This window comes from Streptomyces sp. KM273126, assembly GCF_004337435.2.
Lineage (GTDB): Bacteria > Actinomycetota > Actinomycetes > Streptomycetales > Streptomycetaceae > Streptomyces > Streptomyces acidicola.
Window position 1 is genome coordinate 6,930,280 of sequence record NZ_SJXB02000001.1, and the last position, 21,100, is coordinate 6,951,379.

Annotated in this window: 18 protein-coding genes and 5 pseudogenes; 13 read left to right on the forward strand and 10 right to left on the reverse strand. The window is 67.9% G+C overall.

The genetic code is table 11. The features are described from left to right. Nucleotides 1-65: 65 nt before the first annotated feature. Nucleotides 66-191 carry a hypothetical protein gene (locus E0500_RS44300; protein WP_258572997.1) on the reverse strand — a complete coding sequence of 42 codons (126 nt, stop codon included), beginning with the start codon at nt 189-191 and terminating at the stop codon, nt 66-68. A gap of 524 nt (nt 192-715) precedes the next feature. Further along, nucleotides 716-2,103 (reverse strand): annotated as a pseudogene (locus tag E0500_RS29190) (IS1380 family transposase). A 331-nt stretch (nt 2,104-2,434) separates the two neighbouring features. Here E0500_RS29190 and E0500_RS29195 point away from each other — a divergent pair. Further along, nucleotides 2,435-3,241, forward strand: a complete 807-nt coding sequence (locus E0500_RS29195; RefSeq protein ID WP_131566236.1) for an SDR family oxidoreductase — start codon at nt 2,435-2,437, stop codon at nt 3,239-3,241. A 27-nt stretch (nt 3,242-3,268) separates the two neighbouring features. Further along, complete coding sequence (locus E0500_RS29200) at nt 3,269-4,162, forward strand: helix-turn-helix transcriptional regulator (RefSeq protein WP_131566239.1); 894 nt, start codon at nt 3,269-3,271, stop codon at nt 4,160-4,162. 487 nt (nt 4,163-4,649) lie between these two features. Here E0500_RS29200 and E0500_RS29205 read toward each other — a convergent pair. Next, nucleotides 4,650-5,633: pseudogene (locus tag E0500_RS29205) on the reverse strand (NAD-dependent DNA ligase LigA); the annotation flags it as partial. A 607-nt stretch (nt 5,634-6,240) separates the two neighbouring features. Next, on the reverse strand, nt 6,241-6,759 hold the full coding sequence (locus tag E0500_RS29210; RefSeq protein WP_181587185.1) for a helix-turn-helix domain-containing protein: 519 nt from the start codon (nt 6,757-6,759) through the stop codon (nt 6,241-6,243). Between the two features lie 111 nt (nt 6,760-6,870). Here E0500_RS29210 and E0500_RS29215 point away from each other — a divergent pair, with 111 nt between their 5' ends. Both E0500_RS29215 and E0500_RS29220 read left to right on the forward strand, forming a co-directional pair. Then, nucleotides 6,871-7,665 carry an SDR family oxidoreductase gene (locus E0500_RS29215; protein WP_181587186.1) on the forward strand — a complete coding sequence of 265 codons (795 nt, stop codon included), beginning with the start codon at nt 6,871-6,873 and terminating at the stop codon, nt 7,663-7,665. Between the two features lie 23 nt (nt 7,666-7,688). Continuing rightward, entirely contained in the window at nt 7,689-8,048 is a 360-nt protein-coding gene (locus tag E0500_RS29220) for a nuclear transport factor 2 family protein (protein WP_131566242.1), read from the forward strand. A 62-nt stretch (nt 8,049-8,110) separates the two neighbouring features. On the opposite strand, the pseudogene E0500_RS29225 reads toward E0500_RS29220, so the two are convergent. Beyond that, nucleotides 8,111-8,416, reverse strand: a pseudogene (locus E0500_RS29225) (Tn3 family transposase); the annotation flags it as partial. A gap of 1,018 nt (nt 8,417-9,434) precedes the next feature. Here E0500_RS29225 and E0500_RS29230 point away from each other — a divergent pair. Both E0500_RS29230 and E0500_RS29235 read left to right on the forward strand, forming a co-directional pair. Then, entirely contained in the window at nt 9,435-10,109 is a 675-nt protein-coding gene (locus E0500_RS29230) for a DUF6461 domain-containing protein (protein ID WP_131566245.1), read from the forward strand. Between the two features lie 117 nt (nt 10,110-10,226). Next, the gene (locus tag E0500_RS29235) at nt 10,227-10,388 is read left to right on the forward strand and encodes a hypothetical protein (RefSeq protein WP_165935084.1); all 162 of its coding nucleotides are present in this window, start codon (nt 10,227-10,229) and stop codon (nt 10,386-10,388) included. Between the two features lie 219 nt (nt 10,389-10,607). On the opposite strand, the gene E0500_RS29240 is transcribed toward E0500_RS29235, so the two are convergent. The 4 genes from E0500_RS29240 to E0500_RS29255 form a co-directional block, all read right to left on the reverse strand. After that, nucleotides 10,608-10,991 (reverse strand): hypothetical protein, encoded by a 384-nt coding sequence (locus E0500_RS29240; protein ID WP_131566247.1) that lies wholly within the window; start codon nt 10,989-10,991, stop codon nt 10,608-10,610. Nucleotides 10,992-11,058: 67 nt separating this feature from the next. Beyond that, nucleotides 11,059-11,436 (reverse strand): hypothetical protein, encoded by a 378-nt coding sequence (locus E0500_RS29245; RefSeq protein WP_131566250.1) that lies wholly within the window; start codon nt 11,434-11,436, stop codon nt 11,059-11,061. Beyond that, nucleotides 11,433-11,810 carry a hypothetical protein gene (locus E0500_RS29250; protein WP_220140632.1) on the reverse strand — a complete coding sequence of 126 codons (378 nt, stop codon included), beginning with the start codon at nt 11,808-11,810 and terminating at the stop codon, nt 11,433-11,435. The genes E0500_RS29245 and E0500_RS29250 overlap by 4 nt, the downstream gene beginning before the upstream one ends. 534 nt (nt 11,811-12,344) lie before the next feature. Continuing rightward, nucleotides 12,345-13,595, reverse strand: a complete 1,251-nt coding sequence (locus E0500_RS29255) for an MFS transporter (RefSeq protein ID WP_131566254.1) — start codon at nt 13,593-13,595, stop codon at nt 12,345-12,347. A gap of 108 nt (nt 13,596-13,703) precedes the next feature. Here E0500_RS29255 and E0500_RS29260 point away from each other — a divergent pair, with 108 nt between their 5' ends. Next, on the forward strand, nt 13,704-14,546 hold the full coding sequence (locus E0500_RS29260; protein ID WP_131566257.1) for a LysR family transcriptional regulator: 843 nt from the start codon (nt 13,704-13,706) through the stop codon (nt 14,544-14,546). 398 nt (nt 14,547-14,944) lie between these two features. Here the strand turns inward: E0500_RS29260 and E0500_RS29265 are convergent, their stop codons facing one another. Continuing rightward, entirely contained in the window at nt 14,945-15,382 is a 438-nt protein-coding gene (locus tag E0500_RS29265) for a glutaredoxin domain-containing protein (RefSeq protein WP_131566260.1), read from the reverse strand. Nucleotides 15,383-15,686: 304 nt separating this feature from the next. Between E0500_RS29265 and E0500_RS29270 the strand changes: the two genes are divergently transcribed. The 6 genes and pseudogenes from E0500_RS29270 to E0500_RS44310 form a co-directional block, all read left to right on the forward strand. Then, nucleotides 15,687-16,865, forward strand: coding sequence for a Cmx/CmrA family chloramphenicol efflux MFS transporter (locus E0500_RS29270; RefSeq protein ID WP_131566264.1), 1,179 nt, complete (start codon nt 15,687-15,689; stop codon nt 16,863-16,865). Continuing rightward, a pseudogene (locus E0500_RS29275) lies at nt 16,862-17,711 on the forward strand (helix-turn-helix domain-containing protein); the annotation flags it as partial. The gene E0500_RS29270 and the pseudogene E0500_RS29275, both read left to right, overlap by 4 nt. A 61-nt stretch (nt 17,712-17,772) precedes the next feature. After that, a complete protein-coding gene (locus tag E0500_RS29280) occupies nt 17,773-18,189 on the forward strand; it encodes a VOC family protein (RefSeq protein WP_131566267.1) in 417 nt (138 codons plus the stop codon). Nucleotides 18,190-18,457: 268 nt separating this feature from the next. Further along, nucleotides 18,458-18,676, forward strand: a complete 219-nt coding sequence (locus E0500_RS29285) for a hypothetical protein (RefSeq protein WP_131566269.1) — start codon at nt 18,458-18,460, stop codon at nt 18,674-18,676. Nucleotides 18,677-19,018: 342 nt separating this feature from the next. Further along, nucleotides 19,019-19,168: a hypothetical protein gene (locus E0500_RS29290; protein WP_165935085.1), complete on the forward strand. Its 150-nt coding sequence runs from the start codon at nt 19,019-19,021 to the stop codon at nt 19,166-19,168. Nucleotides 19,169-20,899: 1,731 nt separating this feature from the next. Beyond that, nucleotides 20,900-21,034: pseudogene (locus tag E0500_RS44310) on the forward strand (deaminase); the annotation flags it as partial. Between the last annotated feature and the right edge of the window lie 66 nt (nt 21,035-21,100).

The window sequence follows — 21,100 nt, forward strand, 5'->3', positions numbered from 1 at the left end:
AGCCGGAAGTTATTCTGCGACAGCCCTCAGAGCTTCGGCGTAGTTGAGTAACGTCCACTTCGTGCTCAGGCGAGGCCGAGGAGCGTGAGGGGTCGGCGGGCGTCACGCGCATTGCGGCGACGGCCGGAGGCGATGTTCTTCGCGCCGTTCAGTCGCAGGGCGCCGACCGCGAGGTTGCGCCAGGTCGCCATAGCGCGGGGTGCGCTGTCGGTCCGCCACCGCGCACGCGGTCAGGTCGAGGACGACGGCCAGCGCGTGCCGCACTCCTCGCAGCCGGATCATCTGCTATCAGCCCGAACGCCCAGCCCAGCCGCTCATCCCATGCACGAGCGTCGTCCGCATCTGCACCTGTCTTTTCAGCCACGCAGGGGTCATCCCCCGGCACCGTCGGCTGGCTCCGCCCGACGGTGCGCGGAGACGCAGGCCACCGACGCGCAATGGACATGAAACAGGAACCGTCCGCTCGCGCTCCCTTCACCGCAAGTGGTCACGAAACGGACGCCCGCAGACTACGCCGAAGCTCTGCCATTCGACGCATCAGCCGCCCACCTCAGCCCGGATCCACCGGCTTGATTCCCGGTTAATGGTTTCGGGGTCGTGCAGGCCGTGTTGGGGCTGAGTTACGGATTCGGGCATGGGGTGGCCGCTGGTCTGCCCAGCTCTTCCACTCTGTCCACAGGTCTCGGGCCCTTTCGGGCAGGTCGGTCGGGGGGCGTCAGGGGGCCGGCGATGCATGCACCATGCTGAACAGCTGGGTGAAGTCCGCACTCCAGGGCCAGCGTTCGGGCAGGTGCAGGGTGAGGCGGCGGGCAGAGCGGGCCAGGCGGGCGGGCACGTTGATCAGGCGGTCACGGATGGTGGCGGTGGTCGCCCTGGCATGGAACGCGGAGGCCAGGGCGTCGGCGGCGCGGGTCAGGTTGTGCGCCAGGGCCGCCAGGGCGAGCCACGCGGCATTGGCCTGGAAATGACCGGACGGCGCGTGGGCGAAGCCGCTGTTCTTGACATCGGCGATCACCTGCTCGACGACAGCGTGCCGGCGGTGATCACGCTCGGCATCCCTCACGGCGAGCGGGGCGTCGGTGAACGCGGCGTGGTAGCGCCAGGTGTCGAAGAGCGTGCCCTGCCCGGCGGGGACGGTGCCGGCGCTCAGGCGCTTGACGCGGCGCACGATCAGTCGGGCGGTGACTTGCTGTTTCTTCGGCTTGGGAGTGAAAGCGGTGTAGAGGATCTCGGCTATCTCGGCGTCGGAGATCCAGCACTGGCCCTCCTCGTCCCAGATCGCTTGGGGATATTTGATCGGTATTCAGGCGTCCTCGTCGATGCGGGCGATGGTGGCCTTGACGGAGGCGTTCATCCGCATGGTGATGGAGAAGCGGGCACCCAGGGCCCGGCAGGCGTTGATGACGTCGGCGCCGTAGAACGCGGAGTCCGCCCGCAGCACCAGCAGGCCGCTGGCGCCGCAGGCGCGTGCGGTGCGAATGGTCTCAGCGACGAACGCTGCCGCCCCGCGCGCGGAGTTCGAGGGTCCCTTGCGCAGCCTGGTGGCGGCGATCACGGGGCGGACAGGGGCGTGGAGACGACGCCGAGCAGCGCATTCAGACCCTTGACCTTGCTGTATCCGTAGCCAGCGCCCTGTTTGGCGTAGCCGTGGGTGCGGCGGATGGTGTCGTCGATGTCCACGTATGCTGCCTGGTCCGCGCCGGGCAGCAGCGGGGTGTGACCGGCCAGTTCGGGCAGGAACCGGCGGGCCACGGCGTCCAGTTGCTTCATATGCCCGTGGGTGAAGGAGCGCAGGAACGACCCCAGCGTGGACGGGGCCCGCACTCCGGAGAACAGGCGGCCCATCGCACCATGCTGCAGCCGGTCCATGTCGTCGATGCTGTCGGCGCCCGCGGCCATGCCGCCCACCAGCGACATCAGCTTCGCCGCAGGGAAGGCGCCGGTGCCGTCCTTCGAGGCGGGCAGCCGGACGTGCTCCCCGACCAGCGCGGGCAGACCGCACCGCTCGGCCAGCCGCACCACCGGCTCCAGGCCGCCGTACGCGATCAGGTTCGGATCATCGAACGCGGATGAGACCGCCGCCGCGGCATGGGAGGATTGCATCTCGGAAGTGCCTTGCCGATCGTGCCTGATGTGGTCCTAGAGAGACCCCATCATCGCAGGTCGCAAGGCACTTCTTCGTTTCTGGAAGAACCATCCACCGGCATCAAGCCGGGTGATCCGGACTCAGCGCACCAGGCAAGGGGGTTCTGACAGTACCTGTATCACCCGGGTCTCCCAGACGTCCCAAACGCCTGTCAACCTGGTTGAGTCGAAAGTGCCGACAACACTTCATGGACACGCACTGCGGCTTTACCCTCATCAGTTCAATTCAGCTGCCCCGAATGCGCGACCGTGTCGGCGCATTGTTCCACGGCAGAAGGGACGGAGATCAATGGCGGACGCCCAATTCACCACTCGTACAGAACTTTTCGATCTGAGTGGGAAGTATGCCCTTGTCACTGGCGGCACCAAGGGCATTGGGATGATGATAGCGCGCGGCCTTCTCCAGGCGGGCGCCCGCGTTGTCATCAGCTCACGCAAGGCAGACGCGTGCGCGGAGGCACAGCATCTACTGTCCGAATTCGGCGACGTTCAAGCAATTCCCGCCGACCTGTCCAGGCGCGACGAGTGTCAGCGCCTCGCTGATCTTGTCAAGGTCGACTCGGAACGCCTGGACATCCTTGTCAACAACGCGGGAGCGATGTGGCGCGAGCCGCTGGCGACGTTCCCGGACGAGGCATGGGACGCAGTGATCGACCTCAACCTCAAGTCGCCGTTCTGGCTGGTGCAGGCGCTGCTTCCCGAACTTCGCAGGGCGGGCACCGCCGATGATCCCGCGCGGATCATCAACATCGGCAGTATCGCCGCCATCCACGTCGCCCAGTCGCCCAACTACTCGTACGCCAGCAGCAAAGCGGCACTCCATCAACTCACCCGAGTGCTTGCCAGAGAGCTGGGCCCACAGCACGTCACGGTGAACGCGGTAGCACCGGGAGTGTTCCCGTCACAGATGATGGCGTCCACGCTCGATGCCATCGGCGACACGATCGCGGCGGCGGCCCCTCTGCGCCGGCTCGGCCGCGACGACGACATGGCGGGTATCGCCGTGTTCCTCGCCAGCCGGGCCGGGTCCTACCTCACGGGCACCATTATCCCGGTAGACGGCGGCATCGCGACGACCGCAACGGGTACCCCTTAGACTGCGGAACGGGCATACGGTGAGGGGATGGCCACGATGGATCTACGCACCGAGATCCGGGAGTTTCTCAGCTCGCGTCGCGCCCGCATCGCACCCGAGCAGGCGGGCCTGCCCGCATACGGCGGCAACCGTCGGGTCAAAGGTCTGCGCCGCGAGGAGGTAGCGCTACTGGCGGGGGTGTCAGTCGACTACTACGTGCGCATGGAGCGCGGCAGCCTCGGCGGTGCCTCCGACGGCGTGCTCGACGCGTTGGCCTCTGCCTTGCAACTCGACGAGGCCGAGCGCGACCACCTGTTCCACCTCGCGCGCCAATCCAGGGCGCCCAGCGGCCCACGTCGGCGTAGGCCTGCCGTGACGGTGCGCTCGACACTGCAACAGGTGCTCGACGCGATCTCCGATGCGCCGGCCTGGATCTGTAACGGCCGTTATGACGTGCTCGCCATGAATCAACTCGCCCGCGCGCTGTTTTCACCGGTGCTGGCCGCCCCGCGACGGCCAGCGAACACAGCGCGGTTCGTCTATCTAAACTCCGCGGCAGCCAGAGATTTCTTTGTCGACTACGACCAAGTTGCCGGTGACGCGGCCGCGAAGCTACGCATGGAAGCCGGCCGCAATCCGCACGACGAGGAGCTGATCGCCCTGGTCGGCGAACTGTCAACGTGCAGTGAGCTATTCCGGCAGCGGTGGGCATCTCAGGACGTGCGGCTGCACCGGTCCGGACGCAAGCGGGTGCACCATCCGATCGTGGGCCGGCTCGACTTGGACGTCGAGTCCCTGGAACTGCCCGCCGAACCCGGCCTGCACCTCAACGTCTACACCGCACCCGCGGGCACGCCGACCGCTGACAATTTGGCGCTCCTGGCGTCGTGGGCGGCCACCCAACAGACGCTGGCGACCGAGCTCGAAGCACACAACGGATAGTCCAACCCCATCAGCCGTACTAGGGTCCGTCTCCCCGACCAGCGCGGGCAGACCGCACCGCTCGGCCAGCCGCACCACCGGCTCCAGGCCGCCGTACACCATAAGGTTCGGATCATCGAACGCGAATGAGACCGCCGCCGCGGCATGGGAAGATTGCATCTCGGAAGTGCCTTGCCGATCGTGCCTGATGCGGTCCTAGAGAAACCCCATCATCGCAGGCCGCAAGGCACTTCTTCGTTTCTGGGTGAGCCATCCACGGGCATCAAGCCGGTGGATCCGGGCTCAGCGTTGCGGGACAAGCCTTAGTGAGAGATCACCAACAGCATCCGGAACTGCAGCCAGAACCGCTTTCAACGAGCGCCATCAGCATTTCGTGGATTGCCCCCACTGCCCGAGAAGTGCAACAGGACTGTTGCTGCCACCTGCGGAGCTGATGCCCTCCTGACCTGGGTCATCATGGTGAGCTCGACGGAGCGCATCAGCTCTGAATTTGCGGCAGAACCGGCAGCTTGTAGGCGATCGCCCAGCGCGGCGCGCGCGATCCCGATCCGGCGGCCTGCTGGTCGGCGGCCAGGTCGGCCTTGATAACGATCCCGTCGATCCCGAACGGCAATTCGGCCCGCAGCGCGGCGATCTCCTTCACCCGCGCCAGGACCTGCTCGGCCGTATCGGCAGTGATGCCGGCCACGGCGGTCGTGGCGGTGGTGTTCACCCCGTACGCGGCGACCTGCGCCATGAGGTCGCTGTGGGCAAGTTCGCCCAGCCGCTCGGCCAGGACGGACTCGGTGTCCGGGAGCGGCAGCATGCCGTAGCCGAAGAACGTCATCGGCACGGTGTAGGCGCGGTCCTTTGCCCGCAGGGTGCCCGCCGCGACGTTGCGCGGGTTGGCGAACGGCTGCCCTCCGTGCGCGGTACGTACGTTGGCGTGCTCGAACTGGGCGGTGGTCATCAGGACTTCACCGCGCACCTCCACGGTGACCGGCTCCGCCAGCTCCTGCGGCAGACCTCGATCGTGCCGATGGCGTGCGTGACGTCCTCCCCGGCCGTCCCGTCGCCGCGCGTGATCAACCGGATCAGGCGGCCGCGGGTGTAGCGGGCCGCTATCGCCAGGCCATCCAGCTTCGGCTCGACACTGAACCGCTCCACCTCGTGGCCGATCCGCCGGGCCAGCGACGCGGTCCACGCGGTGAATCCTCCGGCGAGAACACGTTGTCCAGGCTCAGCATCGCCACCGTGTGCGGGACATCGCCCTCCACGGCACCACCGGCGACCTTCCCGGTGAGGGAGTGCGGCAGCACCTGGTCGGGATGCTCGCCCTCCCACGCCGCGATGCCGCGCACCAGCCGGTCATAGGCGTCGTCGTCCAGCGCCGACGTTCCGCCCGCGTAGTGGCGGCCGACGCCTTCACCGCGTCCTCGACCGCCTGCGCGTAGGAGTCGGCATCCACGATCACTGCAGCAGCTGTTGTCATACCGGTCATCCTGCACGCCACCACTGACAACGCCTCTGCTGCAGGCATCCGAGCAGGGCCGCCTGCCCCCGGCGCGGGCAGGCGGCCGGTGACTTCCGAACGGCGTTCGCCGCCCGTCTGGCGGAGCACGACCGGCGTCACGGCACGAGCCGGACCGTCGGCATACGGCCGCTGCTTCGGGAGGGCTGTACGGAGGCGGAGCGTGACGCTGTACGCGAATAGGTCCGCCGGGAATGGCGGGCCCACGAGGACCCCAAGCGGTGATGACGTTGAGGAGCGGCTTCACACTCCGCTCGGCCTTTCACTCCAAGGTATTGGCTTTACCGATGGTCCCCACGGCCGGAACTGGGGGTGAGGGTGGTGAGGGAGAAGCGGGGCTGACGGGGCGCCGGGTCACGTCCTTGGTGTGGCGAACTGAGGATGAGCCGAAAGCCTGGTCTGTGCGTTTGTGTGTCTGCATGAGCAAGGGAGGCCCCGATGTGGCGGCGCCTCCCTTATTCAACTACTTCTCCGTGGGCCGGTTCTGCCGGTCTGCTTCGGAACCGGCAGCCGGGCAACGGCTCCACCCGCGCAGGATGTTCTCCAACGCCTGTTGGCGAGATGAGCGTCAGGCGGTGCGGGCGGCATCAGCTGTGGTCGCCCTGGTGCGGGCGTAGCGGGCCCGCATGGCGGGGCTGGCGGCGGGGCCGGCGGTGAACACGTATGCATGGCTGTCGTCGAGGCGGCGGCCAGTCTGGGCATCGACAACCACAGGTTCGACTTCTTCGCCGCTTCCGGAGTCGATCAGGATCATGCTGCGCTGCTCAGAGGTGAGGCGCGAGTTGCCCCAGGCCGCCAGAGTAATGATGACGGGGCGCAGGGAGCGGCCCAGGTCGGTCAGGACGTACTCGTTGCGGACGGGGTTGGTCTGGTAGGGGCGGCGCTCCAGCAGGCCGTCTGCGACCAGCGTCTTGAGGCGTGCGGTGAGCATGCTGGTGGAGATGCTGAGGTTCTCCTGGAACTGGTCGAAGCGGGTGTAGCCGTCGAAAGCGTCGTGGAGGATTAGCAGCGTCCACCATTCGCCGACGTGCTGCACGGTCGTGGACAGCGGGCATTCGAGGTCTTCCGCCCTGATGCGGCTTGCCAAGGTTGACCACCTCCGGGGAGTTGCTGCTAAAGTCGAAGTTACTAGCTTCTATTTTAGCAGTAACGGCGGGTGTGGTGCCCCTCCTGCCCGCACCCGGGAACGGAACTCGCCATGGCCACCCCCATCAGCGAAACCAACGACTCCCTGAAGGGCCGACGCGCCCTGGTCACCGGCGGCACGAAAGGCGTCGGTGCGGCCGTCGCCCGACGCCTGGCCCAGGCCGGCGCCACCGTGCTGGTCACCGCGCGCAGCCGACCCGACGACGTAGCAGCCTCGGACATCATCACCGCGGACCTGGCCACCCCTGAGGGGGCCGCCACCGTGGTCGACGAAGCCCTCCGCCGCCTCGACGGCGTCGACATCCTTGTCGACAACCTGGGCGGCTCGGAAGCCCCCTCAGGCGGATACGCGGTCCTCGACGAGGACGACTGGGCCAGAGAACTCAACGTCAACCTCCTCGCCGCAGTCCGCCTGGACCGCGGCCTGCTCCCCGCCATGATCAAGTCCGGACGTGGCGTCATCATCCACGTCTCCTCAATCCAGCGCCGCATGCCGCTGTGGAACGGCACCCTCGCCTACGCCGCCGCCAAAGCCGCGCTGACCACCTACAGCAAGGGCCTGGCCAACGAGGTTGCCCCACACGGCGTCCGCGTCAACACCGTCGCTCCCGGCTTCGTCCAGACCACCGCTGCCGACCACCTCGTCGCCCGAATCGCCGAGACCTCCGGCACCACCCACGAAGCGGCACTGAAACAGCTCATGGACTCGCTCGGCGGTATCCCGCTGGGCCGCCCCAACCGCCCCGAAGAAGTCGCCGAACTCGTCGCCTTCCTCGCCTCCGACCGCGCCTCCGCCATCGTCGGCGCCGAACACGTCATCGACGGCGGCACCATCCCCACCGTGTGAACCCTCCACCCTCAGGAACCGCCATGCACACCGACCAGCCCCAGAACATCGCTCCCGAAGCTCTGCCCGAGGTGATCACCCGCTTCCTGAACTCCCACCGCGCCCATGACACCGCCACGGCACTCAGCGCCTTCCACCCGGACGCCACCGTGACCGACGACGGCAAGACCCACCGGGGAGCCCTGACGATCGAGACCTGGCTGACCCACTCCGCCAGCGAATACACGTACACGATCGAACTCACCGGCGCGCAGAGAATCGACACGGACCGCTACGTCGCCACCCACCACCTGGAGGGCAACTTCCCGGGTGGGGTCGTGGACCTGCACTACCGCTTCACCCTCAGTAACGGCCTCATCGAGGGCCTTCGTATCGAACCCTGACCCGCACTCTGGCGCATTGACCCACAGCACTCGGGCCCCAGCTCAGTAGGCAGCGGGCCGCCTTACTTGTCTTCGGGTGCGCTCTTGTCGCGCAGGGGCCGCATTGCGCCGGGCAGGTCGGGGAGCTGGAAGGAGTACTGGCCGAGCATGTTGATGTGGTGGCGGACGAACGGGAAGAGGCGGGCGACGTCCTCGTCGCGGACGTCGAAGCCGTCCTCGCGGAACTGGGATACGGCGGTGTCCATGCAGTGGGTGTTGAACAACACCAGCGCGTTCAGCACCAGGCCGAGCGCGCCGATCCGGTCCTCCATGCCGTCCTGGTAGTGCTGGTTGAGCTGCCCGGCGCGGCCGTGGAAGATCCCAAAGGCGCGGGCCTCCGCACGTTCAGCCGGGCCGACCTCGACGACATCGCCCACGAGCTCAACCACCGTCCCCGCAAGGTCCAAGGCTTGGCCTCCTGAACAGCGGTGATGCGCTGCCCACTTGACTCACCATCGTCTGACGACACCGTTCAGCGGGCGCGGGACGCCCCTTCGCGCGGTGCAGCCGGAAGGCCGCCGGCCCCTACGGCGAGCGGTCCACTCCCTTCCGGCGCTCGGGGCGGACGCGGCGCAGCAGGAGGATCCCGGCCGGGCGCTGTGGCACTACCTGCTGGCGGCGGCCGCACGGCGGGCCGAGGACCGGCGCTCGAGGTGATCCTCGAGCATGCGAGCCTCGACCAGCCGGAGATCAGGGAGAGGGCGGACGAGCTCGGCCGCCGCGTGGACGGACTCGTGGACCGGTCGGTGGCGGCCGGGGCCGTGCGCGCGGACTTCACCAGCTCCGACGCGTACAACCTCCTCTACATGCTTGGGACCGTCTTTCCGACCACACCGAGCAGATCGCCCCCGGCAACTGGCGCCGCTACGCCAAGGTGCTGCTCACCGCGTTCGGCCTCCAGACCAGCCCTGCAAAGCGGACCGAGGCGATGACCGAGGAGCAGATGCGACAGGCCATCTGGCCGACGCAGTCCTGACCGTCCCCCGCACCGAAGTCGGGTATTCCGGGGTTGGCGAGGGCTCGTGGTTATCGTGAGTGATCGTACGGGGTGACGCGCGATCGGCGCCCAGCGCCGCCGCTGCAAACAGGGCACCTTCCCGCTCCGAAGGTCCAGCCCCGCGCGGTCCCCTTTCATGCGCTGCAGGCCGTCATCACTACGGATGGTGGCCGCGACCGAGCCCTCCACACGCTCGCCGCCGTACTTGCTGATGTTGCTGCATGCGCCGCTGTCGCTGAGCTGGTTTCTCGAAAGAAGCTCAACCGCGCCGCGTACACCGCCGGGGCCTCGTGGCAGCAGGCGCCCAGGGCTCCCTCGGCGTGTCAGTGCCGACGGTCATAGTGGGCGGCATGAACTCCGCCGCACGCCATGACCGCCTCCTCGCCGACCTCGGCCTGTCCATCGCCGCGACCTTCACGGCCATCTGCACGGCCGACGAAGATGACGTGATCCGATGTTTCGGCGGCGATCCCGCCCAGGCCCGCCCCGGCACCTTGTCGGACACCAACGACGGCTGGGACGGCGAGAAGCAGCGCATCGCGGTCTCGCGCAGTGGCACCACCGTGGTGGTCGTGGAAGGCAACCAGTTCCAGGGCTCGCGCGAGGAAGTGCTGCGCCCGCTGTCCCGGCTCGGTCGGGCCGCGAGCGTCTCCTGGAACGTCAACGCCAATTCGCAACTCAGCCTGGCCGAGGACGGTCTGGTCCAGTCCACCTTCGCCCTGTATCGCCCCGACCAGCCGCACGGTGCCGCTCCCCACGCGTGGCGACCGTACCTCGACGGGCTGAGTTTCGGTCCCGAGCGCACCTGGGGCGCTGGCCTCACCGCCCTCGAGCGGGCGACCACCGCAAGGCTCGACGCAAGCTGGGCGGCTGGCCCGCACCTCGTCCTCGAGATTGAACCGGTGCCCCAGGCCGTGCCCCCGCAGGGCCTTGAAGCTCGCCGCTGCTGGCGCAGGCGCCATTCGACCGCTATCTGGCCGGGCTCGGCCCGCACCTGCTCCCGGAGATGCAGCAGTACGCCATGACGCTCGCCGTCACCCAGGCAGGCCTCACAGAGGATCCGCTGGCCGTTCCCGCCCTGTCCGTCGGCGTCGACGGTCCGGCCGACGGTCGACGGGCCTGAGTGGGAGCGCCGCTCACAGGTGGCTTTCCAGCAAGCGATCGTGTTCTGGGTGCTGGCGGACTATGTCGTCGGCGACGGCGATCAGTTCGGCCGACTCGGCACGGCCATGGCCGGCGACGCCGACCGCCGTGCCCGTTTCTGCCTGCTGCACCGGCTCCACGACGCGGCCTGTCGAGGTTGAGCCGTCCACGCCTCGCAGCGGGGCGCGCTGGCAGTTGTCAGCCGCAACTGTCCTGGATCTGCTCTGCTGGCCCGTGTGCAGGAGCTCGACGCCTGTGGCCGCAGGCTGTGGTACGGGCATGAAACTGGCGACCTCGCGCCTTCGTCGCAAGCTGACGAAGGCGCGACTCCCAAATACGCGAGGTCGCCAGCTCGATACCCCAGGCAGGCAACGGTGTAGTCAGCCCCAGTCGCCGTTGATCCACGCGAGCAGGCGGGCGCGCTTCTTGTAGGAGCAAGGAGCGTAGACGGCGCCGGACGTGACGTACGTTTCGGACCCGCCCTGCAGGTCGTACCCGTAGTCGCTGGGGCCGTATTCGCCGTCGCGGTAGCCGTCCATGTCGTCGGCCCAGTCGAGGAGACCGAAGTCGAGGTTGAGGTTTTCGAGGTACCGGTTGGGGTCGGCCGGTTCGACCGGTGCGGGACGACCGTCCGCCCCGGCGGTGAGCCGGTCTTCGAGGCAGCCGTCGGAGCGCACGGGCTGGCCCAGCCACCACCCGGCCAGGAACACGGCGTACAGAGTGGTGGCGGTGCCGAGGCGGCGCAGGGTTATCCAGGCAGGCATCCGGGGAGTGTCGCACGGCACGAGGCCGGCGCCCGCGTCGGCTGACACACCACGCCACACCACCTCTCTACCGCCAGTGGCCCTCGAGCCACGCTCGAATGCGGGGGCGCTCGCTCGTGTCGTTGGTGCAGTCGACGGCGTAGGAGTGGAACGTCTGGGACAGCCTGGCGGTGGCGCCCCCACGCGGGTCGTAGGCCGGGTCCGGTGTCGGGTCGAGCGGGAGGGGGGACATCGAGTCGTACCGTGACGGGTACGCCGTCGGCGTCGGAGTGGGTGTGGGGAATGATTCGGTTTCGTACTCCTCGGCGATCCGGTCGAGGGCGGCCTGGTCGACGTGGCATTCGAGGGTGACGGGCTGACCCAGGTACCAGCCCGCAACGAACACGCTGTAGAACGCGGCGGCGGCGCCGAGGCGGCGCGGGGTGACCCAGCGGGGGGTGTTCACCGGCGGCCCCGTTCCAGAACACGGGCGGCGTCCCGTAGCGCCTGGACAGCGGCTGCGGCGTGCTTGGCCCGGCTGTCGCGGATGAACGGGCAGGCGGTCGAGAGCGAGTCCTCCCGCATGGCGGCCTCATTCCCCATGGTCGCGGAACAGCCGGTGCACACGCGGGGCAATGGCTCTCCGGTCCTGGATTGGTTCCTGGTGCTGTGGCGGGGGCCGACCGAGTGCTCGACGACGATGTTGTCCGGGTCCGCGCTGCCGCGCTGGCCGGCGGCAGGGGTGAACCCGGCGCCGACTGCGGCGGCGGTGCAGGCCTCCCCGATTCCGAGGGCGGCGCGGGGGCTAGCCCGGCGTATGTCAGGCGGTGTTGTGCTCATGCCGAAGGACCCTACCCGCAGGTGTAGACCTATCCGACGGTATGCGTGTCCCTCGACATGCGGCCGACGCGGATGTCGCGTTGAACAGGCCGCGCGGGGCTGAACGGCAGGGGGGCCGAGGAGTATCCGAGCACGGATCACCGCTACGGCGTTCAGTTTCCTGAACGCTTCGGGCGCACTGGTCAGTGGTGGCCTTGACGGATGTGCGACATCCCGCGAGTTCCCCTGAGCAGGGTCGGGGACTGGCGCAGTGGCCCGTGAGGGCTCCGTTTCCAGCTACCGCCCGTCAAACCGTGCAGGCGCTTCTCGCGCACACGGCTTACCGACATCGTTCACCGGCTGGCATGCGCCGCCACCCTGCGTACGTTCCCGGACAGGCGGAACCCCCCCGAGCCGGCCGAACGATGCGCCATCGTGGCGCTTGCCCCACCGGCGGCCGGGGACGGGGTGTGAAACTGGCGACCTCGCGCATTTGGGAGTTGCGACTCCGTCAGCTTCTGACGGCCCGTGGTCACCGTGTCACCTGAGGCATAGTCACGCCAGGTTCCTCCGGCCTCTTCGGCGAGCAGGGCTGTGATTTCGTCGTTGCCGCCGAGTATCCTGAACATGAGTTACATCTGTTCTTCTCGCGGACTCGCGACGAACCGGAGTGGGCGGCCGAGGCAACGGACGGCGCCGGGACAGCAGGCATCCAGTCAGCGCGGCGGTGAGGCCGGCCAGCCCGGCGGCCGTGAAGCCGCCCGCAGGCACGGAGGCGTCGATTGTCACCCCGACGATCGGGGATCCGAGCGCGAAACCCGCGCTCTGCGCCGAGGATTGTAGACCTGTCGCCTCACCCCGCACGCTGGCCGGCGCCAGTCGGCTCACCGCGTCGGCCACCGAGGAAAGGGTCGGTGCGGTGAAAAGCCCGGTGCCGACAACGGCCACGCACAACCAGGGCCAGTCGTGGGCAAGCCCTGCGGGAATCGTCACGAGCCCGAGAAAGCCGAGCAGCAGCCACGCGGGCAGTGGCCGGGGCAGCGCGCCGTAGATCAGCCCGCCGACGACGGAGGCCAGGCCGAACACGGCTAGGACCACGGCGGCCCAGGACACCTGACCTGCCTCTTCGAGCGTGGCGACGATGGCGAGGTCGACGCCGCTGAGCAGCGTCGTGGTACCGAACGCCATCGTCAGTACGGCAATCATGCCGACGCCCAGCCACTCCTGGCGCGGGGGCCGTCCGGCCGCGCCCGCACCGGCCTCGTCCTCGGCACGCAGCGGCGGGTTGAGCAAGGCGATCGCGGTTCCGCCAGCGACGATCGCGGCGCCGAGCCCCCACGCCATCACACCGGGGGCCACCTTCGCGGCGCAGAGGATCACGACCGCCGGGCCCACCATGTACGACAGCTCGCCCTGCACCGACTCCAGCGCGAACGCGGCCCGGCGCTGTTCCGCCGTCGTCATCGCAGCGATCGCCTGCCTGGTCACCGGTTGGGCCGGCACCATCAGCAGACCCGCCGCAAAGGCGGCACCCAGTAGGGCCCTGTACGGCAGCATCGGCACGCTCAGCCAGAACACGATCTGCGCTACGACAGTCACCAGCAGCACCGTACGCAGGCCCCGCCGATCGATCATGCGGCCAAGCAACGGCCCGCCCAGCGCCAGACCGGCGGTCAGAGCCGCCGCGACACTGCCGGCTGCCACGTAGCTCATATCCAGGCCCAGCACGACATACATCGTCAGCGCCATCACGACAGCCGTGATCGTGGTACGGGCGAGAAAGGAAATACCCAACAGCGATGCCATCCCTGGCACGGCGAGTATCTGTCGGTATCCGGTCACTCGCATGACGCTAGATCCCCCGTCATGCCATAGGTAGTGGTTCATTTGATGGGGCTGACATAATGAACCGTTATGGCCAGGGATCTTGAAACCGCATTGCTACGGTCCTTCGTCACCATCGTGCAGGCGGGCAGCATCAGCCGCGCCGCGACCACGCTCGGACAAACCCAGCCCGCGCTCAGCCAGCAGGTACGCAAGCTCGAGAGGGCCATCGGCCGTCTGCTGCTTTACCGATCACCGTCCGGTGTTTCGCTGACCCGGGCGGGCGAGGAACTCCTGCCGTACGCCGAACGCATCCTCTCGCTCTCCGCACAGGCACTCACCGAAACCGGGCGGACGCTTACCGGCCGCTGCGGCGTCGGGTTGCTCGAAGACCTCGCCGCGTCCCAGCTTCCGCAGGCCCTCGCCGACCTTGCCCGGCTGCACCCAGGCGCAACCCTGGAGGTGCTCAGCATGTCCAACACCGCGATGCGGGAGGCCTACGACGCGGGCCGCGTCCAACTGGTGCTCAATGAGGTGCCGGCTGTTCCCGGACCGCCGCGCTGGACGGTACGCCGCCCGCTGGTCTGGGCAATCGGCCAGGGTGTGGACGTGGCTGCCGATCCGCTGCCGGTGGTGTTGTTCTCGAACACGTGCTCCTGGCGCACGTCGGTGCTGGAAACGCTGGAGCGTGCCGATCGGCCCTGGCGAGTGGCATTCGAAAGCAACAGCCTGGTCGGTGTGCTCGCCGCGGTACGGGCCGGACTCGGCGTCGCGGCGCTCCTGCCCACGAACCTCGAACCGGCCATGGCCTGCCACGACGCGGACGCCCTGCCCACCCTGCCGGACGTCGAACTCGGCCTCGCACGGCACCCACGGAGCGAAGGCGATCCGCTGATCGATGCCGTTGAGACCGCGCTACGACGCATGATCTGAGTTCGCGGCCGGCCAGCGCGCCGGTTTCCGTCCCCCCACAACAGGAGCTGGTCAGGCGCCCATAGGTCGGACGGCGTCGTGGACGAAGTAGTTCTGTGGCGGGACCATCTACCAGGGACTTCACCAAGTTGTCAGGCCAACTGCCAAGCTGTTTCCTCAGGTTGAAAGAGATGCAGTGTGCAGTTCGGCTCTTGCCTTCTGCCCTGCAGTTGCAAACCCTTCAGCCGCCGACTGGCTGAATGAGCCGAATCACGATCGCGACGATCGCCAGGGTCCCGGCGGTCACGCGGAAGCCCGTTGAACCGGGCCATGTACTCCGTCTGGCCGCTGGCTGCATTCAAACCGATTGACGATCTTTGGGGCCTTCGGGCGCCTGTCCGATAGGGCCCCGCTTCTGATCACGGGGAAGGGGAGAGATGTTCGCGCACCCATTCAGGACCGGGGTTGGTGTGCGGTAGGCCCGCCACGATGACTGTCGGCACGGTCTCGTTGCCATCGTTGGCTGCCCTCACCGCTGCGGCTCCAGCCGGGTCACGCCAGATGTCCACCCAATGCAACTGGCGGGCGCTACGGCCCAGCCGGAGGCGTAGTCGCAGGCAGTACTTGCAGCCCGGTCGCCAGAAGATGACCGGCCGGCCGTCGACCGCGCTGCGACGTTGTGCCTCCAGCGCACTGATCGACCTCGGGAAGATCAGAGGCGAGTTCATCCCTGCGAGCAGCACGAACATCAGCAGGAGTGCTGTGGCTGCGCCGGAGTTCCCTCCGAAGATCAGCCCAGTCGCGACGGCTGAGCCGACGAGCACAAGCAGCACAGGCAAGATCCAGGCGCGCGTCATGGTGACGCAGGCTATCGATGAGTCGAAAATCGAACTAGATGCTGCGCTACATGACGTTAGTGACACAGACCAACGTCGGTGAATCCGAGGTGCGTCGATGAGCATCGGTCGGGTAGCGTGCGGGCCATGTCGAGTCCTGAGTCAGACAGGGCGGGGGCTTTCGGTCACGCCGTCAGCCCCCTGAACCCCTGAGTTCGTAGCCCCGTCGTCGCGCCGCATTCTGCGGTCGGACGAATGTGCCCCTGGGGCTGGCCGCGGTGACGAGATGACCTTCTCGTGCCTCTCCTCACCTCGGAGCCACTCGATGCCTTTCCCGCTGTACCTGCTTGCCATGGCGGTCTTCGCCATGGGCACCTCGGAGTTCATGCTCGCCGGCCTCCTGCCGGACATCGCCTCAGACCTCGACGTCACCGTCGGGACAGCAGGCGTACTCACCTCGGCCTTCGCGATCGGCATGATCATTGGGGCCCCGCTCATGGCAGTACTTGCCCGCAACTGGCCTGGACGGTCGAGTCTGCTTGGGTTCGTCCTCGTGTTCTTGGCAGCCCACACCGCGGGCGCTGCCACTTCGAGCTTCCCGGTCCTGTTCGCGACCCGGGTAGTTGCCGCGCTGGCGAACGCCGGGTTCCTCGCTGTCGCTCTGACGACTGCCGCCAGGCTGGTCCCTGCCGACAAGAAGGGACGGGCGCTCGCCGTGCTGCTGTCAGGCACCACCGTGGCGACGATCGCCGGCGTCCCAGGCGGATCAGTACTCGGCGCACTCCTCGGCTGGCGGGCCACGTTCTGGGCCGTCGCCGCTCTCTGCCTGCCCGCCGCCATCGGCATCCTCACGGGAATCCCAGTGCGTCCGGTGAAGGCAGAGGAGGCCGACGGGCCGAGCTTGCGAGCGGAACTCGCACAGCTCAAAAGTCCGCGGTTGATCCTCGCCATGGTGCTCGGCGCGCTGGTGAACGCGGCGACCTTCGCAAGCTTCACCTTCCTCGCCCCCGTCGTGACCGGCACCGCCGGGCTGGGCGAGCTGTGGATCTCTGTCGCGCTGGTGCTCTTCGGCTTCGGTTCCTTCGCCGGTGTCACCGTCGCCGGACGGCTGTCCGACCAGCGCCCCGGCCTGGTCCTCGCAGTCGGCGGTCCGCTGCTGCTCATCGGCTGGCCCGCCCTGGCCGTGCTGGCCGACCAGCCGATCGCTCTGTTTGCCCTCGTGTTCGTCCAAGGCACGCTGTCGTTCGCGCTGGGCAGCACGCTGATCACGCGGGTTCTCTATGCGGCGGCAGGAGCCCCCACAATGGCCGGCTCGTATGCGACCGCCGCGCTCAACGTCGGTGCCGCCGTCGGCCCCCTTATCGCCGCGACCACCCTCAGCACCGCGGTCGGGAACCTCGGGCCACTGTGGACGAGCGCGCTCTTGGTCGCTGTCGCGCTGTCCATCGCGTTCCCCCTCCGCACTGTGGTCGCGGCCGGCCGAAGCACCGAGGTGCTCCAGTGACGCATGCGAACGCCCCCTTGAACATCGAGGAACGCCGAAGGCTCGTCGAACGCTGCCGCAGCCGCCCGATCGCACACGTCGCCGCCGAGGTCGGCGTCTCCCGCGCCTGCCTGTCCAAGTCCAAGTGGAAAAACCGGTCTGGCACGTACGGCGAGGTCGGGCTGCGGGACCGCTCCAGCGTCCCGTACTCCTCACCGACCCGGACCCCGCCCGAGTTCGTCGAACGGATCGAGCAACTGCGGCGGGACAACAAGTGGTCCGCCCGCAGGATCGCGCTCGAACTCGCGGACCAGGGCGCGCAGATCAGCGAACGCACCGCAGGCCGGTGGCTGACGCCCCTGGGCATCAACCACCGCCGTTTCCTCGACCCGAATGGGGCCACCGACCGCCCCCGTCGAAACGGATCGTGGCCCGCTTCCCGGGTCACATGGTCCACCTGGACGTCAAGAAGGTCGGACGCATCCCCGACGGCGGCGGGTGGCGGCCAAGGACGGGTACGTCTACCTGCACTCCGCCGTCGAGGGGTTCTCCCACCTGGCCTACGCGAACACATCCCCGACGAGAAAAGCCGCCACCACCGTGGCCCTCTTCAACCGCGCCCGCGCGTTCTCCACCGCCCAAGGCATCCACTGGACCGTTCGCGTAGTTACGGACAACGGCGCCAACTACCGGGCCGCAGCCTTCGTGTACTCCCTGATCTCGCGGGCCTCCCGCCACCAGCGGACCAAGCCCTACACGCCCCGGCACAACGGCAAGGTCGAGCGATACCAGCGCATCCTCGCCGAGGAACTCCTCTACGCCCGCCGGCGGACCTCTGAATCAGAACGAGCCCGGGCAATCGCGGTCTGCCGGACGGGGTGGCGCGGCCTCATAGGCTGAGCCCTCGTCCGCACTGTCTGGAGGAGCCATGACGAGTAGGTTCACCGAGTTGGTTGTCGACTGCCACGATCCGGAGCGGCTCGCGGCCTTCTGGTGCGCGGTCCTGGACTTCAAGGTGATCGACGGGAGCGAGGACAAGGTCGAGATCGGCTCCTGGGAGCCGAGCGTCGAGGAGGTCCGGGCCCGCCAGATGCCGCCCACCCTGATGTTCATCCGGGTACCCGAGGGCAAGACCGTGAAGAACCGGCTCCACCTCGACGTCAGCCCGATCGACGGCAGTACCGACGACGAGGTGGCCAGGCTGCTCGGCCTCGGCGCCGCCAAAGTGGACGTGGGACAGGGCTCCGGCCGGAGCTGGGTGGTCATGGCCGACCCCGAGGGCAACGAGTTCGACGTCCTGCGCACCCTGGCACCGTCCAACCACATGATCGGGCCCAAGGGGTAGTGGTCGTAGGCGGTCAGTGAGCGCAGGACGGGCTGTCCTCGCTGGTCGTTGTGCCGGATGACGGTGGTCAGCGTGAGCATGCGCTGCATGATGCGGGCGACGACGCCGGCGGGTGTGCGGCCGTGGTGCCGTTGCAGGTCGAGTCGGCCCTTGAAGGTCTCGTTGACCGACTCGATAACCTGCCGCAGCGGTTTGAACAGCTCGGCTCCGGCCCGCTCCGGTTCACCCTTGCGGGTCGGCCGCAGCAGACGGGACCGTACACGGCCAGTTGGTACTCGAAGTCGCGGCCGAAGTGATTCTTGTAGCCAATCAAGATCTGTCCCGGCTGGGTGGGAACGAGTTCCGGTTCGGCGTCGAGCAGGTTCAGCAGCGTCTCACGCTCGTCGGCCTTCGCTTCGGTCAGGGCGAAGCCGACAGGCAGTCCCTGGAGCGCGCACGCCAGGTACAGGCGCAGCCCCCAGAGAAGCGGCTGCGGCTGCCGGAGTAGCCGGACTCGGCCCGTCGCGACTCGCCTGCCGGCCGCGTGGTGTCGGCGGCCGCGCACCGATGCGGACCTGAACGGCGTCGACCACATCTTCCTGCTCGCTGGCGGCGTGGCGGCTGCCGCGACCGGGCTCGCGCACGTGCTTGCGGACGAAAGCAGAGCAGACGGTCCACGAATCCTGACCGCCCTTGAGGAAGCCGTCGAATGCCGGGCGGCAGGAGGGGCGAGGCTGAACGCGCTGCCGGTGATGCGGGCGCTGCTCGCGGACCAAGCCAGCGTGGGCGAAGTCTCGGGGCGACCTTCGCCCGCGACCAGGGCGAGTTCTTTGACCTGATCCTCGAACCGGTGGACTTCACCGCCACGCGCGTCACCATCCGCCGAGCGCGCTCCGGTGTGCCGGTCGCCGACACGCTGGCCGACCTGGAGGAGATGCACAAGGAGTTCGTCAACGCATGTCAGCGGGAGATGGCGTCCGTGATGGGCACGCCTGGGTAGCGCTCCCGTCCGGCCTCGGAGTGGTCGGCGCGCATGCTGAGCTGTCGCGTTGGCGATCGGGGCGCTGGTGACCGAGCGGGCCTGCGAGCTCCCGGCCCCCGGCGCCACGCTGCGGGGAGCTCTGGGCGGCCATCGCCTCCGAACTGGCCGGGGGCGTCGTCGCCTTCGGCTACGACGCCGATTCCGGCTGACTCACGGTGTGTCCGGAGTGGGCAGCTTGGCGACGAAGGTCCGACTGGAGCAGGCCCACGTCATCTCAGCCGCCAACTGGTCGGCGGCCTGTGCGGGGCCCAAGCACTTCTACCGGCCCAAAAACTCGGCCATCCTGGAACCCTGCCGACAACGCACCATGGGAAAGGGGCCCAACGGTGAACTGCCCGAACTGCGGAGGCCAAGCACGGCAAGCTCCGGACGGCTCCTGGTACTGCCCCCAATGCGGGCCCATCTCCGGGAGCGCCCCCGGGCCGACCGGGTCGATAGGGTGCTGGTCATGACGCCCGATGAACAGCACACGCCGCCGGTGGCGTTTCTGGACTCGCAGGAGATCACGACGACGGAATGCCGGAGGTGCGGCACGGAGGTCTCGGGTGTGAATGGGCGCTATGCCTGTGGGATCTGTGGCTGGGCTAATCACTGGTCGGAAGGGCACAACGAGTTGCCGACAGCGGACCAGGACGTGGACGCGGACCGAGCGGCGGGACCCGCTACGGGGAAGGCTGCGGGCCGGAAGAAGTGAGACGCACCCTTTGACGTTCCTGCGGACCAAACAAGCCGACGCCATCCGCTCACGGCGACGAACCACTGTTGACCTTGAGGTTCCGCGCCCTCGCCGCTGAGAGGCTGTCCTCATGAGGACAAAAGAGGTGGGGTTGAAGGTCAGGCGGTTCACCCCGGCAAGTACGCACGTGTCGAGCGGGAGAGACGGTTCCTGCTGGCCGAGCCGCCAGCGCAGTCGGCGGTGACCGTCAGTCGCGTAATCAACGACCGGTATGTGACAGGAACGCGCTTGCGGCTGCGTCGGGCCGACTTCTCGGATGGCCGCTGCGAGCTCAAGCTCACCCCAAAAGTCCCCATCTCTCAGCCTGGCGCCATCCAGGGGCTGATCACGAATACGTACTTGACTCCAACCGAGTACGACGTGCTCGCCTCACTGTCGGCCGCCCTGCTGGCGAAGACCCGTTTCAGCGTTCCGCCCTTGGGCGTTGACGTCTTCGACGGTCACTAGCAGGGCTTGGTACTCGCAGAGGCCGAGTTCACTACAGATGAGGAGGCACAGTCCTTTGTCCTCCCTGCCGAGTGCGTCGCAGAGGTCACCAACGACACTCGCTTCACAGGAGGGCGCCTTGTCGAGGCATCCCGCCACGAGCTGCTCGGGTGGCTGGCCGAATACGGACTCCACCCAGAAGCCTCCTAGCAGCTCGCCTCGGCACCCCCGAATACCCCAGCCGCCCGTTCGGGTGAGGTGCAGAGAAGTGGCCAATTCTTCCGTCGCGACGGACGCGACGCTCCCATGGCCTGCCGGTCCTGCCGAGAAGTGCGTCGCTGAGCACCCCGGGGCGTTGCTGCGCTCTGGGTACCGGGATGCCGCCGAACGGCGCACGTGAACTGCCGCGCCCAGCACGCCTTGGAAAAAAGTTACGGGCCGCTGTCGATCCGGCCACGTCCCGTTCGTCGTCATGATGTGGGGCGCCTCGCCACACGAGGATGCGACAGGACCTGAAGAGGAAACACGTGGATCAACTGCTGAGAGTCATGAACTTCACCGTCTCGCGTGACGGATTCGGTGCCGGTGAGCACCAGAGTCTCGAGAGACCGTTCGGCCACGCCAATCCCGAAGATCTGTTCACCTGGGCCGGTGCCACGGCTGGTGCTGTGACCGCGTAGGTTCGCCGGGTTGGTGGTCGTGACGGTTGGATGTGCGGTGACGTCCAT

Bases quoted from the DNA above. Each gene is read 5' to 3' on its own strand.
- E0500_RS29265 (WP_131566260.1), bottom strand. From the start codon at position 15,382: ATGACGCGCGCCTGGATCTTGCCTGTGCTGCTTGTGCTCGTCGGCTCA.
- E0500_RS29240 (WP_131566247.1), bottom strand. From the start codon at position 10,991: ATGCCTGCCTGGATAACCCTGCGCCGCCTCGGCACCGCCACCACTCTG.
- E0500_RS29215 (WP_181587186.1), top strand. From the start codon at position 6,871: ATGGCCACCCCCATCAGCGAAACCAACGACTCCCTGAAGGGCCGACGC.
- E0500_RS44300 (WP_258572997.1), bottom strand. From the start codon at position 191: ATGGCGACCTGGCGCAACCTCGCGGTCGGCGCCCTGCGACTGAACGGC.
- E0500_RS29260 (WP_131566257.1), top strand. From the start codon at position 13,704: ATGGCCAGGGATCTTGAAACCGCATTGCTACGGTCCTTCGTCACCATC.
- E0500_RS29255 (WP_131566254.1), bottom strand. From the start codon at position 13,595: ATGGCATCGCTGTTGGGTATTTCCTTTCTCGCCCGTACCACGATCACG.
- E0500_RS29250 (WP_220140632.1), bottom strand. From the start codon at position 11,810: ATGAGCACAACACCGCCTGACATACGCCGGGCTAGCCCCCGCGCCGCC.
- E0500_RS29200 (WP_131566239.1), top strand. From the start codon at position 3,269: ATGGCCACGATGGATCTACGCACCGAGATCCGGGAGTTTCTCAGCTCG.
- E0500_RS29270 (WP_131566264.1), top strand. From the start codon at position 15,687: ATGCCTTTCCCGCTGTACCTGCTTGCCATGGCGGTCTTCGCCATGGGC.
- E0500_RS29195 (WP_131566236.1), top strand. From the start codon at position 2,435: ATGGCGGACGCCCAATTCACCACTCGTACAGAACTTTTCGATCTGAGT.
- E0500_RS29220 (WP_131566242.1), top strand. From the start codon at position 7,689: ATGCACACCGACCAGCCCCAGAACATCGCTCCCGAAGCTCTGCCCGAG.
- E0500_RS29280 (WP_131566267.1), top strand. From the start codon at position 17,773: ATGACGAGTAGGTTCACCGAGTTGGTTGTCGACTGCCACGATCCGGAG.
- E0500_RS29230 (WP_131566245.1), top strand. From the start codon at position 9,435: ATGAACTCCGCCGCACGCCATGACCGCCTCCTCGCCGACCTCGGCCTG.